Genomic DNA, 14,110 nt, shown 5'->3' with positions numbered 1-14,110 from the left:
TTAAATTAAAATCCATTTTCTATTAAAAAATTTTTGGTTAATTTGCTTTCACTTTTTGTATTTACAAAATTGTAGACATAGCGACCAATTATGTCTGTCTCAATATTTATTTTTTCGCCAATTTTGCTGTTTACAAGGTTTGTGTTTTTTATTGTCGTTGGAATAATAGAAACTTCAAAATAATTTTCGCCAATTTTTGAAACCGTTAGGCTAATGCCATCAAGGGCAATGGAACCCTTTTCGGCAATGTATTTAAAATTATCTGAAAGAAATTTTATTCTATATACAATTTCATTACCTCTTTTTAAAATATTTATGATTTCGCCAACTCCATCCACATGACCTTGGACTATGTGACCGTCAAGCCTTTTTGATGGACTAAGCGCACGTTCTAGGTTTAAACTTTTGCCACTTTTTAAATCTTTAAAAGTTGTGGAATTTATTGTTTCAACCATGACTTCTGCCTTGTAAAAATCACTTCCAAGCTCTGTAACAGTTAGACATACACCATTTGTTGCAATGGAGTCGCCTATTTTTGTGCCTTCCAAAACTTTTTGGCAAGATATTTTTAGTGTGTATAGGTCATTTCCCTTTTTTACATCACTAAGTTTTCCAACTTCTTCAATTATTCCCGTGAAAATTTTAATCACACCTTCCAGTAATAAGTATGTCGTCAAATAATTTTTCGCATTTCATGTCCTTTATCTTTATTGCATCCCTTAAGTTTTCAATTTCTAAATCGCCAATTGCAGGAATGCCCTTTGAGCCAAGCAAAATTGGAGCCATAAAAATATAGAATTTATCCACTAAATTACTTTTTAGCATTTCTGCTGCTAAAGTCCTTCCACCTTCAAGCAGGATGGAGGAGATGTCGAATTTCTTTAACCTTTCCATTAAGTCGATTAAATCAACTTTATTATTTTTTTCTTTGCAAATTAAAACTTCTACATTTTTCATTTTGTTTAGTTTTTCAAATTTTTCTTTATTAAAATTTTTTGTAGTTGCAATTATTGCAATGGAATCTAAATCACTTGATATCACCTTTGCATCTAAGGGAATCCTAAGTTTTGAATCTGTGATAATTCTTATTGGATTTACCCTATATTTTCCATGACGAACATTTAACATTGGGTCGTCTACAATAACTGTTTCAATGCCAACCATTATGGCGTCAAGTTTTCCACGAAGTTCGTGGGAGTAGGACCTAGAAAATTCTGATGTAATCCATTTTGATTCACCTTTTTCAGTTGCAATTTTTCCATCTAGGGACATTCCAGATTTAAAAACAACAAAGGGTCTTTTCTTTTTTATATAAGTAAAAAATCTCTCATTTAAACTTAGACATTCTTCAAGACATACGCCTTCTGTTATGGAAATTCCAGCATCTTCCAAAATTTTTATTCCCTTGCCAGAAACTTTTTCAAAGGGGTCTGTGGTTCCAATTACAACTCGCTTGATGCCTTCTTTCACAATTCTCATTGCACAGGGTGGAGTTTTTCCAAAGTGAGAGCAAGGTTCTAAATTTACATATAGAGTTGCACCTTTTATGTCTTCACCACGATTTTTTGCATCTTCTATTGCATTTATTTCTGCATGATTTTCACCAAACTTTAAATGTGCACCTTCTCCAATTATTTTTTCATCTTTTACAATTACACAGCCGACTAGGGGATTAGTTTTTGTATGACCAATGCCCAACTTTGCAAGCTCTATTGCACGTTGCATATAAAAGCTGTCGTTAAAATTTTCTATATACATATTATCTCCTACAAAAAAAGAGCCCACGCAGGGCTCAAAAATTTTAAAATTAATCTTCTTTCATCCAGACTATACTGTCGGTATTGGAATTGCACCAATTCAGCTTTCGCTCGCGGACTTTACCGCCGGTGAGGAATTTCGCCTCGCCCTGAAGAGTTTTATTAACTTATGAATTTATAATATCACTATGAATGCATTTGTCAAGGAAAAGAAAATCACTTTACTATACTATGAATTTTAATAATTTTTAAAACATTATCTAAAACTATATCCATATCTTTGTCGCTGTCGATTATATAATCCGCATACTCATCTAAATTTTCTAAAACAGAGAGCCTTTTTTCTATAACACTTTCATCTTCACATCTCTTAATCATTCTTTTTTTCAAAATTTCCTTGGAACATTTTAAATAAATTGCAATAACATTTTTAAATTCTTTTTTTATAGCAATGATTCCCTCTTTGTCTACAACAATTACACAATCACTTAAATCATTATTATTTTTTTCTAGGTCTTCTTTTAATGTAGAATAAAAATTTCCAGCATAGCAAGTTGAACCGATAAATAAATTTTTTTCTTCCATTTTTTTAAATTGAGATTTATCAATGAAATTGTAATCTATTCCATTAATTTCCCCTGGTCGAGGAGCTCTCGTGGTATAAGTTATTATTTTATTTAAGCCCTTTTTTGTAAGTTCCTCTCTAAGAGTGCTCTTGCCAGAGCCCGAATGTCCAAATATTAAATAAATCATAGCTTCTCCTTTAAATTTTATTATTACAAGTATAACATATATGTCAAGACACTTTACAAATTATAATTTTTGAAGTAATATAAAAAGGATAAAATATTAGATGGAGGTCAAGATGAAACATTTAATAGAGCCACTAGATTTTACAACTGAAGAATACGAAGAAATTTTTAGTCTGGTTGATGACATTATCGCAAATCCTATTCACTATTCCCATTTTTGCGAAAATAAGTTATTAGCCAGTCTTTTTTTTGAGCCATCGACTAGAACTAGACTTTCCTTTGAGACTGCAATGTTAAGACTTGGAGGAGGAGTAATTGGATTTTCTGACGCAGGAGTTAGCTCATCAACAAAGGGCGAAACTCTCCTTGATACAATAAGAGTAATAGAAAATTACGCCGATATATGTGCTATGAGACATCCCAAAGAAGGTGCTTCCCTTTTGGCATCAAAGGTAGTTACAAAAATGCCAATAATAAATGCAGGAGATGGAGGTCATTTTCATCCAACACAGACCTTGGCAGATTTAATAACAATTAGACATTATAAAAAGTCCTTTGACAATTTAACTGTGGGACTTTGCGGTGATTTAAAATTTGGAAGGACAATTCACTCCCTTGTAAGAGCCTTAAATCGCTACGAAAATGTTAAATTTGTATTTATTTCTCCAGAAGAATTGAAGATGCCAGAGCCCTTTAAAAATTTTATAGACAAAGAAAATTATTATGAAACAAGAGATCTTATGAGCGTAATTCCTAATTTAGACATTCTTTATATGTCAAGGGTACAAAAGGAAAGATTTGTTTCATCAGATGAATACGAAAGATTAAAGGACTACTATATACTAACAGAAGAAAAATTAAAATCAGCAAGAGATGACATGATAATTCTTCACCCACTTCCAAGAGTAAATGAAATTGCACCTGAAGTGGACAAAGATCCTAGAGCAGTTTATTTTGAACAAACAAAGTTTGGAATGTATGGCAGAATGGCGCTTATTATAAAACTTTTGGAGGCTGCAAAATGATAAATGTATCAAAAATAAAAAAAGGTATTGTCCTAGATCACATTGAAGCAGGTCGTGCTCGTGTGCTTTACAAAGCTTTAGAGTTAGAAAAAGTTACAGATGCAGTTGTTCTAATGCAAAATATTTTTTCTACTTCCATGGGCAAAAAAGATTTAATAAAAATAGAAACAGATTACAATTTGGATTTCACAGTCTTGGGACTTATTGCACCGCACACTACTGTGAATTTCATAGAAGATGGCGAAAGAGTAAAAAAAATTCGCATGGAAATGCCTGAAGTTGTGGAAGGTGTTTTGAAATGCAAAAACCCAAGATGTATTTCAAATAGCGAAAGAGAAATTGCAGGACACAAATTTTATTTATACAGCAGAGATAAAAAGGAATACAAGTGCGAATATTGCGATACAGTAACCATTTATGGAGAGTAAAATGGCAAAGATTTTAGAAAATAGAAGTATATGTAAAGATTATTTTATACTTAGAACGGATTTAGATATTAAAGTTTATCCAGGACAATTTTTTATGCTAAGAGCTTGGGAAAATTACCCAACACTTTCTAGACCAATTTCTGTCTACGATTTTACAGATGGAGTCGATTTTTTAATAGAAAAAAAGGGGATTGGCACAGAAATTCTTGAAAAATTAAAAGTAGGCGACGCCATAAAACTATACGGTCCCTTTGGAAACATTTTTTACACAAATGTCGATGAAGTTGCTTTAGTCGGCGGTGGCGTTGGAGTTGCTCCTTTTCATTATTTAATTAAAGAAATTCAAAAAGTAAAGCCCAAATCAAAAATTACACTATACATTGGAGAGAGAGAAGAACTTGAACTTGAAAAGTGCTTTGAAGATGTAAATTGCGACATAAAAGTGAAAAAGGGCGGGTTTATAACCGATATTATTAATTTTGAAAGCCATAAATTAATCTACGCTTGTGGACCAGAAATTATGATGAAAAAAGTTGTGGAACTTGCCAAAGCTCACGATATAAAAACTTACGTTTCTCTCGAAAAGAGAATGGGATGTGGCGTTGGTGCATGCCTTTCTTGCAGCTGCGACACAAAAGAGGGAAGAAAGAGATCTTGTAAAGAAGGACCTATTTTTGACGGGAGTGATTTAATTGAGTTCTAGAACGGAAATAAATTTAGCGGGCATAAAATTAAAAAATCCAATAATCATGGCAAGTGGAACCTATGGCTACGGTGAAGAATTTAAGACTTTTTACGAACCAAAAATTCTTGGGGCAGTTTCATCAAAGGGCATCACGAGACATCCAAAAAAAGGAAATGAAGGCATAAGAATTTGGGAGACGCCTTCAGGAATTTTAAATTCCATTGGACTTGAAAATCCTGGAGTTGAAGAATTTGTCAAAGAAAAAATTTATTCAATGCAAAAGCTAGGTACAGAAATTTTTGTAAATTTAGGTGGAAACACCATTGAAGAATACATTGAATCTGCAAAAATCTTAAATGACTATGAATTTGCAGCAATTGAACTTAATATTTCTTGTCCAAATGTAAAAGAAGGCGGAATGGCTTTTGGAATGGATAAAGAATCAGCAGCAAAAGTTGTAAGAGAAGTCATGAAAGTAACAAATAAAAAAGTTTTTGTAAAACTTTCACCAAATGCAGGCGATATTGTGGGAATTGCAAAATCTGTGGAAGCAGAAGGTGCAACGGGACTATCGCTGATAAATACAATTCTTGGAATGGCAATCGACTTTGATAGAGAAGAAATTGTATTCAAAAATACTTATGCAGGGCTTTCAGGTGCAGCAGTAAAACCAATTGCACTGAGAATGGTTCATCAAATAGCAAGAGCAGTAGACATTCCAATAATTGGAATGGGTGGAATCACAAATTATAAAGATGTACTTGAATTTTTAATGGCAGGAGCAACAGCAGTTGAAGTTGGAACTTATAATTTTATGAATCCAAATGCAGGTGCAGAGATAATAAATGATCTCGAAAAATATTTAGAAGAGAAAAATAAAAATATAAAGGATTACATTAAAAAATTAGTTTAAAGAAAAAGGCTTTCTAGGGTTTAGAAAGTCTTTTTTTGTGGTAACTATTTAGTACAATAAAGGGGGTGCCAATATGTTTAATTTATATAAAGATATATATGATGCTCAAATTAATTTACTAAAATCTTTTAATCAGGGAAATGAAAAAAATGATAAGGAAAAATTAAGTCTTGAAGATTACTTTAGAGAAATGGCAAGAATAAATGAAAAGATGGTGGATAATATTTATGATATCCCAAAAAAATACATGGACGAAGTGACAAAATTCAACCCTTTTCAAGGTAATTTTAGTGAGAGTATGAAGGGACTTTTTGAAGTTAATCCATATTTCGAAAATTTTATGAATTTTCAAAAATTTTTCGCCGATAATTTAAGAGAACCAAGTAAAGTTTACAGCGATTTTATGAATAATTTTAAAAATTATTTTCCAATGCTAAGTGCAAATGGAAAATTTATGGAAGATTATAGTAGTGCAGCCAAAGAACTATTTAATAGTTACAATAAATACCAAGAAAATTATATGAATATTTTTATGCCAGAATCTATGAGAGAAAGAGCAAAAGAAATTATGGACTTTAACCAAAAAGTTTTTGGCAACTTTAACTTCATGATTCCCAAATTTGGAAATATGCCTTTTATGACTGAAGGATTCTTTGGTAAAATTGATTATTTCAAAAATATGGAAAAATTTTCCAATCAAATGCTAGAAAATTTGGAAGAATATGAAAAGTTATTTGGCGACAATAATTATTTTGCAAGCACTTCAGAAGTTTTGAAATTTCAAAAAGCTTTCATAGAAAAATCCATGAAGTATTTTGAAGTTTATCTTAGCTATTACAAAGATATTTATGTTGAAATCGCAAAAATTTCTGAATTTACTTTTGAAAAATATAGAAGTGATTTGGAAGAACTAGCACAAAAGAAAGATCCGCAAGAAGTTTATGACTTCTTTGAAGAAAAAACAAAGGAACAATACAAAAAATTATTTGATGTAGATAAATTTAAAGAAATTTACAAAAAAGCAGAAGAAGAGACAAAAGCACTTCGAGAAGAATTATTTAAAATAAATATGGATTATATGAATTTTGTAGAACCATCAAGCAAAGAAGATGTAAAGGACTTAAAAGAACAAATAACAAAAATGTCCAATAAAATTGACAGTTTAAACAAGGAAATAGATAGACTAAAAAGCAAATAAAATTTAAAAAGATAATATACTTATTAAAAAGTAAATATTTGGTATAAATCAATCTCGACGCAAGTCGAGATTTTTACTTTAGTGAAATTTCGATAAAAAGAGCAAAACTATTATTTAAAATGAATTAATAATTTATTTTGGTAAAATATTGTTTTAATTTTAGTGAAATTCCGATATAATATTAGCATATTATCTAGTAAAAATTTTAGGGAAAATTTATTGAGATAATAAATATTAATTAAGGAGATGATTTTATAGATTTATTATGAATTTCAAATTAAAGCATTTTATCTATTGATAAGTATTTCGTTATTACCTTTTGGTATGTCTATCTTTTCAAAACAAAAAAACAAAGGAGCTAAATATTTCCCAAAATAAGATTAATTTAGTAATAAAATACTATGTTATTTTTATATAGTTTATTAGTTTTGTTATAATTGGTTTTATTATAATATTGTACAAATAATTTGAGTACAAAGATCATGATTTATATTTTAAGTAGAAAGTTAATTTCATTATAAGTTTAAGACAGTTGACTTTAATTATAAATATCTTGATTTATTAAATTTGATAACTTTTTATAAATTTAACATTAAGAATTATTTGAGCATTAATGTCTGACATAAATATTATTATGGGAATGGTTTTTTAACAGATTTTTATTAAAAAGAGTACATACAGGTATACTAAAAGCAAGAAGAACGAAAACTTTTTGTTGACAATTAGTAAATGTATACTTATAACTGTTTTTTGTTTTAAATTAGCTTTCAAAGCTAATTATCATATAGTTAAAGATTTTTTCTTATCTTTTGCAATTCTATAAACTATCAGCAGTGGGTTATATTTACAAATATGAAAATTTAATATTAATTAGTCAGATATCAAATTATATTAGAAATACTTATAAATAATGTATTATTGCAAAACTATTTAGATTTTGTAAATTCATTTTTAACAAACTATTAAGAAAGAAAATGCAAAGATTTCAAGAACTTTTGTTGCAGCAGTTAAAATTATGAAAAAATTTCAAAGGAGGATGATTTATTATGACAGGCGCTATGTTTACAACATTATTTCAAAGTGTATGCTTTCTATCACTATTTTTATTAATAGGATTTTTTCTGAGAGCAAAGGTTAAAGCATTTCAAGAAACATTTATACCAGCAAGTGTAATTGGTGGTTTCATACTTTTATTACTTGGACCTATTGGTTTTGGAATACTTCCAATACCAGAAGATTGGATTAAAATTTGGTCACTTATTCCTGGTATTTTAATTGTGCCAGTTGTTACTGCGACACCACTTGGTTTAGATCTTGGTGGAAAGAATGCAGTGAAAAAGTTTAAACCGGCAATACCATTATTCTTTATAATGTTTGCTACTTATTATCTTCAAAATGCAATTGGATTTGGTACAAATGAATTATTTAGATCAATGGGTCAAGATTTATACGACACATTTGGTTGGGAATTATGTATAGGTTATACTGGTGGTCACGGAACTGCAGGTATTCTTGGAAATATGCTTAATGAACTAAATATTCCTTATTGGGAAACTGCTCAAGGAGTGGGAGTTACAATGGCAACTTTTGGTCTTGTTGGCGGTATTTTAATAGGTATGGTTTTAATTAACTGGGCAGCTAGAAGAGGAGAAACTGCAATATTAAGGGAGCCAGGAGATATTCCAAGGGATGTTAAAATAGGTTATGAAAGAGATGTAACAAAACAAGGTTCTATTGGTAGAGAAACGACAAAATCTGCATCTATGGATACAGTAACTTTTCACGCTGCAATAATTTTTTTAGGTTGTCTAATTGCTTATGGAATTTTAGCATTATCTAAAAAATATAATATTCCAGGTCTAAAATCTATTTCAGTTTGGGCATATGGAATTTTAGTAATGTTTGTTATTTGGGCAATTATCAAAAAATTAAATTTAGATTTTTTAATTGATTCTAATGTTAAGGGAAAAATAACAGGTTCACTTACTGAATTTGCAGTTATTGGGGCGGTAGCTTCACTTCCACTTAAGACGGTTTTCACATATTTTGTTCCAATAATGGTAATGGTAATCTTAGGATATATTGGTACTGTAGGTATCCTTATGATCTTATGTAAGAGATATTTAAAAGTTGATTGGTTTGAACATATGATAGCAACTCTTGGAATGAGCACTGGTGTATTTTTGACAGGACTATTATTATTAAAGATTTGTGACCCTGATTCTGAAAGTACTGCACTTGGAAATTATTCAATTTCCTTCTCAATAATTTCGGCGGTTACATTTGCTTTTATGCCATTAGTATTAAACATAATATTAACTAAGGGACCAGGAACTGCATTTATATTAACTTCTGTTTTAACAGTTGTTGGAATAATAGCAACAATGACTTCATCTAAATTACTTTTAAAAGATTGATAAATTGAACTAGTAAAATTTTAAGGAGAATGATATGGATAAATATAATGACGAACTTATTAAACTTGCTAAAAACATTTGGGAATTTGCGGAAATTAAGTGGAAAGAATATAAATCTGTTGAAGCTCAAAAAGAAATTTTAAAAAAATATGGATTTAAGATAAAAGAAAATCTAGCTGATTTGCCAACTGCATTTAGCGCAGAGTTTGGCGATGAAGGCGGAATAAATATTGGAATTTTGGGTGAGTTTGACGCACTATCTGGTCTTTCTCAGGTTGAAGACTTGGCTGAGAGAAAAGAAAAGGTAAAGGGAGAATGTGGTCATGGATGTGGTCATCATCTTTTGGGAACTGCATCTATTGGTGCTTCCTTAAAGATTAAAGATTATATAGAAAAAAATAATCTAAAAGCTAAAGTAATTTACTTTGGTTGTCCAGCTGAAGAAGGTGGAAGTGGAAAGGCATTTATGGCAAAGGCTGGCTGTTTTGATGTTGCTGATATTGCAATCACGTGGCATCCTTTTACTGGAAATGCAATATTTACTGGTTCGCTACAAGCTAACAAACAAGTCTATGTAAGATTTAGAGGGAAGGGAGCTCATGCTGCAGCATCACCTCATCTTGGAAGATCTGCTCTTGACGGACTTGAACTTGTAAATATTGGAGTTCAATTTTTAAGAGAACATATGCAAGATTTTGAGAGAATTCACTACTCAATAATTGATCCAGGTTCAGCTTCTCCAAATGTAGTTCAGCCCTATGCAGAAGGATTATACCTAATTAGGTCAAAAAATACTGAATATGTAAATAGACTTTACGAAAGATTTAAAAAAATTGTTGAAGGTGCAGGGCTTATGACTGAAACTGAACCAGAAATAATTTTTGACAAAGCTTGCTCCAATGTAATTCCAAATTCTATAATTGAAAAAGAGCTTTATAAAGCTTTTTTAGAAGAAGGACCAGTTGAATTTACAGAAGAAGAAATAAATTATGCAAGAAAATTTAGAGAAACTTATCCTCAAGATAATATTGAAAGTGAAAATACAATTGGCTTTGCTGAAGACAAAAATGCTGAATTAAATTATCTAAAGGAAAATATATTATATGACAAAATTTTAGATTACAAGCATTCTAATGAAATAGTAATGGGTTCTTCAGATGTTGGCGATTGTTCCAATGTAATACCAACTGCACAGATAATTACAGCTTGTTTTGCTATTGGGACAGCTGGTCATTCATGGCAAGAAGTAGCTCAAGGAAAATCTTCCATAGCAATGAAAGGTATGCTAAAGGCTGCTGATGTAATGGCAAGAGCCGCTATTAGTTTTATTGAAAATCCTGAACTTGTTAAAAAAGCAAAAGAAGAGCTTATAAAAGTTCGTGGAGAAAAATTTATTTCACCAATACCCGATGGATTAAAACCAAGGATGGCTTAACATGAAAGATATTTTAAAAAAGTCAGAAGAAAATCAAAAACTATTAGTAGATATTCGAAGAGAACTTCACATGAACGCAGAAACGTCACAAAACGAATTAGAAACTTCAAAGATAATCATGAAATATCTTGATGAATTTAAAATTCCTTACACTAGTGAAGTAGGTGGACATGGTATTATTGCAGAAATTACCGGTTCTGAGCCTGGAAAAGTTGTTGCGCTAAGGGCAGATATGGATGCACTTGAAATGGAAGAAGAAACGGATATAAGTTTTAAATCAAAAAATAAAAATGTAATGCATTCTTGTGGTCACGACTCACATATGACTTTTCTTCTAGGAGCTTCAAAATTATTAAATGACAATAAAGATAAAATAAAGGGAAAAATAAAACTTGTATTTCAACCAGCAGAAGAGTTATCACCAATTGGAGGAGCACCTAAAATTTTGGAATCAGGATTATTAAATGATGTTGATGCTATTTTTGGCTCTCACGTCTGGCCAGATCTACCTTTTGGAAAAATTGCAATAAAAGAAGGAGCCATGATGGCAAATTCTGATCACTTTACAATAAAATTTATTGGAGCATCATCTCACGCAGCAAAACCTCACGAAGGTGTTGATGCTATAGTAATGGGTTCTCAATTTGTAAATGCTATGCAAACTTTAATTTCAAGAAATACAGATCCAATGAATTCTGCTGTTTTAACCGTTGGAAAATTTATTGCCGGAACTAGATATAATGTAATGGCTGAAGAAGCTTTGATAGATGGTACTTGTAGAACTTTTTCAGAAGAAGATAGAATGAGAATCTTTAAAGATATGGGAAATCTTGCTAGAGCAATCGCTGAAGTTAATCATGGACATTGTGAATACAATTATGGATTTGGATATCCAGCTGTTATGAACGAAAAAAATTCCGTGAAATTAGTGAAGAAAAGTGTAGTCGGTTTATTTGGAGAAGATTCGCTTTTAGAAATTGATAAGCCGGCAATGACAGCCGAAGATTTTGCTTTTTATCTTCAAAAAATTAAAGGAGCATTCTATTGGGTAGGAATTGGAAAAGAAGGAGAAAAGAATTATCCTCTTCATAGCAAAAAATTCTATCTAAATGAAGATATATTATATAGGGGAGCTGCTCTTATGTGTTTAATTGCATTAAACTTCTTGAATGAAAATTAATATTTTATTTTTTCAAAAAGTTTTAGGTCTCTAAGGAGACCTTTTTTGTTAATGTAATTTATAAAAGCACTTATATTTTACAAATTTACTATAGAATATTATAATTTAATAAAGAGTATTGAATTTAAGGTGTTTTATAAAGGAGAAAAAAATGGATTACAGAAATGGATATAAACAAACTATTAAGGCAAGAGAGCGAATAAGAGATTATGTTTACGACACACCTCTTGTAAGGCTTGATTATATTTCGGAAATTTTAGGCACAAGTGTTTATGCAAAGTTAGAAAATATGCAAAGAACAAATTCTTTTAAAATAAGAGGGGCGCTAAATAAAATTAGAAAACTTTCGCATGAAGAATTACAAAGGGGAGTTGTTACTGCTTCTAGTGGCAATCATGGCAAGGCAATAGCGACTTGTGCAAAGATGCTAGGGATTCCTGCGAAGATTGTTCTTCCAGATACGTCTACTGATATAAAGAGGCAGATGATAAGAGATCTTGGAGCTGAAATTGTTATTTCAACTGTGGAAAAAAGATTTGTTGTTGCAAAGGAAATTTCTGAAAAGGAAGGAATGACTTTTATTCATCCCTTTGATGATTTAGATGTTGCTGAAGGTCAAGGTACCATTGCTGTTGAAATTTTAAATAAAATGGATCACTTGAAGATGATTGTGCCTATTGGCGGCGGCGGACTTATTTCCGGAATAGCTATGTATACTAAGGGAGTAACTAGATGGGCAAAGGTAATTGGTGTTGAGCCAGAAAATGTAGCGAGATATACAAATTCTTTAAAGGAAGGAAAGCCAATTGAAGTTAATAGAGGTGAGACTCTTGCAGATGGCTTGTTATCAGTTAAACCTGGAGAAAGTGTTTTTCCTATTGTAAGAGATTTGGTTGATGATGTTGTAACTTGTGAAGATAAAAGTATTAAAAAAGCTTTGGATTTGTTGTATAATAAAGAAAAGTTAATTGTTGAGCCATCTTCTGCTATTGGACTTGGAGCTATTTTAGAAGGAAAAATAAAATACGACGAGAGAGATAAATTAGTTTTAATTATCACAGGTGGCAATGTGGAAGGTAGCATAATTGAAAAAATAATTAATTCATAAGGAGGAAGTTATGAGGGATTTTATTTGTAGTAAATTTAATAATGTAGAGCCATCTGGAATTAGAAAAATTAACGAAAAAACTCTTGAAATGGAAAGAGAAGGGAAAAAAATCTACCATTTTGAAGTTGGAAGACCTGATTTTGATACGCCAAAGGTCATAAAGGATGCAACTATAAAAAGTATTGAGAATGGAGATGTTTTTTATACTTCAAATTATGGAATTATGCCATTAAGAGAAGCTGTTGCTGAAAAATTAAGAGAGGATAATAACTTAGATTATTCTGCAAAGGAAATTCTAATAACAGCAGGTGCATCTGAAGCGATTTTTGATACTTATTCATTAATTTTAGAAGAAGGCGATGAAATCCTAATTCCAAATCCATGTTGGCCAAATTATGTAAATGCTGCTCATATTATGAAAGCAGTGCCAGTTAGATATAGTTTGTCAGAAGAAAATGATTTTCAAATTAATTTTGATGAATTAGAAAAACTTGTTACAGAAAAAACTAAGGCAATTGTAATTATTACGCCATCAAATCCAATTGGATCTATGCTTTCAAAGGAAACTTTAGAAAATCTTGCTGATTTTGCAAAAAAGAAAGATATTTTAGTAATTTCTGATGAAATTTATGAACAAATTGTCTACGGAACTAAGAAACACTATTCTATTGCATCTTTTGATGGAATGAAAGAAAGAACTATTACTATTAATGGTTTTTCAAAAACTTATTCTATGACTGGTTTTCGACTTGCGTATATTGCAGCACCAGAAGAATATATTAGAGTTTTAAATATTATTCATCAACACAATACTTCTTGTGCAACATCCTTTGTGCAACACGCAGGCATTGCTGCTCTAAAAGAAGGACGAGAAGGCTCACAAGAAATGTTGAATGAATACAAGAGAAGACGTGATTACATTGTTGAGAAAGTTAATTCCATAGATGGACTTAGCCTAAATAATCCTGATGGAGCTTTTTATGCCTTTATTAACATAAAGGGAGTTGGAGTTAGTGCAGAAGAATTTTGCAATTATTTACTTGATGAATTATGTGTTGCAGTAGTTCCAGGCGATGTATTTGGAACTGCAGGAGAAGGATTTATAAGATTTTCCTATGCAAGTAGCTACGAAGACATTGTTGAAGGTCTAAACAGAATGGAAAAAGCTTGTAAGCATTTTATGAATAAATAAAAATGTTTAAAATAAAAAAA

Annotated in this window: 13 protein-coding genes and 1 riboswitch; of the genes, 10 read left to right on the top strand and 3 right to left on the bottom strand. The window is 30.9% G+C overall.

Going from position 1 to position 14,110, the window contains the following annotated elements:
* Positions 1-5: 5 nt before the first annotated feature.
* The 3 genes from MR285_RS02605 to MR285_RS02595 form a co-directional block, all read right to left on the bottom strand.
* On the bottom strand, positions 6-650 hold the full coding sequence (locus MR285_RS02605) for a riboflavin synthase (protein WP_293557729.1): 645 nt from the start codon (positions 648-650) through the stop codon (positions 6-8).
* Complete coding sequence (gene ribD, locus MR285_RS02600; RefSeq protein WP_293557727.1) at positions 643-1,758, bottom strand: bifunctional diaminohydroxyphosphoribosylaminopyrimidine deaminase/5-amino-6-(5-phosphoribosylamino)uracil reductase RibD; 1,116 nt, start codon at positions 1,756-1,758, stop codon at positions 643-645. The genes MR285_RS02605 and ribD overlap by 8 nt, the downstream gene beginning before the upstream one ends.
* A gap of 48 nt (positions 1,759-1,806) precedes the next feature.
* Positions 1,807-1,918: riboswitch (FMN riboswitch) on the bottom strand.
* Between the two features lie 55 nt (positions 1,919-1,973).
* Positions 1,974-2,510, bottom strand: coding sequence for a guanylate kinase (locus tag MR285_RS02595; RefSeq protein ID WP_293557726.1), 537 nt, complete (start codon positions 2,508-2,510; stop codon positions 1,974-1,976).
* A gap of 112 nt (positions 2,511-2,622) precedes the next feature.
* Between MR285_RS02595 and pyrB the strand changes: the two genes are divergently transcribed.
* The 10 genes from pyrB to MR285_RS02545 all read left to right on the top strand — a co-directional run bounded on the left by pyrB (position 2,623) and on the right by MR285_RS02545 (position 14,090).
* Complete coding sequence (gene pyrB, locus MR285_RS02590; protein WP_293557725.1) at positions 2,623-3,534, top strand: aspartate carbamoyltransferase; 912 nt, start codon at positions 2,623-2,625, stop codon at positions 3,532-3,534.
* Positions 3,531-3,962, top strand: coding sequence for an aspartate carbamoyltransferase regulatory subunit (locus MR285_RS02585; protein ID WP_293557724.1), 432 nt, complete (start codon positions 3,531-3,533; stop codon positions 3,960-3,962). Before pyrB ends, MR285_RS02585 begins: the two co-directional genes overlap by 4 nt.
* A gap of 1 nt (position 3,963) precedes the next feature.
* A complete protein-coding gene (locus MR285_RS02580; protein WP_293557722.1) occupies positions 3,964-4,665 on the top strand; it encodes a dihydroorotate dehydrogenase electron transfer subunit in 702 nt (233 codons plus the stop codon).
* Positions 4,655-5,560, top strand: a complete 906-nt coding sequence (locus tag MR285_RS02575; RefSeq protein WP_293557720.1) for a dihydroorotate dehydrogenase — start codon at positions 4,655-4,657, stop codon at positions 5,558-5,560. The genes MR285_RS02580 and MR285_RS02575 overlap by 11 nt, the downstream gene beginning before the upstream one ends.
* 73 nt (positions 5,561-5,633) lie before the next feature.
* A complete protein-coding gene (locus tag MR285_RS02570) occupies positions 5,634-6,758 on the top strand; it encodes a hypothetical protein (RefSeq protein ID WP_293557719.1) in 1,125 nt (374 codons plus the stop codon).
* A gap of 1,046 nt (positions 6,759-7,804) precedes the next feature.
* Positions 7,805-9,175: a sodium/glutamate symporter gene (locus tag MR285_RS02565; RefSeq protein ID WP_293557718.1), complete on the top strand. Its 1,371-nt coding sequence runs from the start codon at positions 7,805-7,807 to the stop codon at positions 9,173-9,175.
* 34 nt (positions 9,176-9,209) lie between these two features.
* On the top strand, positions 9,210-10,610 hold the full coding sequence (locus MR285_RS02560; RefSeq protein WP_293557717.1) for an amidohydrolase: 1,401 nt from the start codon (positions 9,210-9,212) through the stop codon (positions 10,608-10,610).
* A 1-nt stretch (position 10,611) separates the two neighbouring features.
* Entirely contained in the window at positions 10,612-11,790 is a 1,179-nt protein-coding gene (locus MR285_RS02555; RefSeq protein WP_293557715.1) for a M20 family metallopeptidase, read from the top strand.
* 151 nt (positions 11,791-11,941) lie between these two features.
* On the top strand, positions 11,942-12,898 hold the full coding sequence (locus MR285_RS02550; RefSeq protein ID WP_293557713.1) for a threonine/serine dehydratase: 957 nt from the start codon (positions 11,942-11,944) through the stop codon (positions 12,896-12,898).
* Positions 12,899-12,908: 10 nt separating this feature from the next.
* Positions 12,909-14,090 carry a pyridoxal phosphate-dependent aminotransferase gene (locus MR285_RS02545; protein ID WP_293557711.1) on the top strand — a complete coding sequence of 394 codons (1,182 nt, stop codon included), beginning with the start codon at positions 12,909-12,911 and terminating at the stop codon, positions 14,088-14,090.
* Positions 14,091-14,110: the final 20 nt, after the last annotated feature.

Source organism: Peptoniphilus sp. (assembly GCF_022767005.1).
GTDB lineage: Bacteria > Bacillota > Clostridia > Tissierellales > Peptoniphilaceae > Peptoniphilus_A.
Note: the sequence above shows the minus strand (reverse complement) of the source record. Positions and strands in the feature narration are given on the sequence as shown.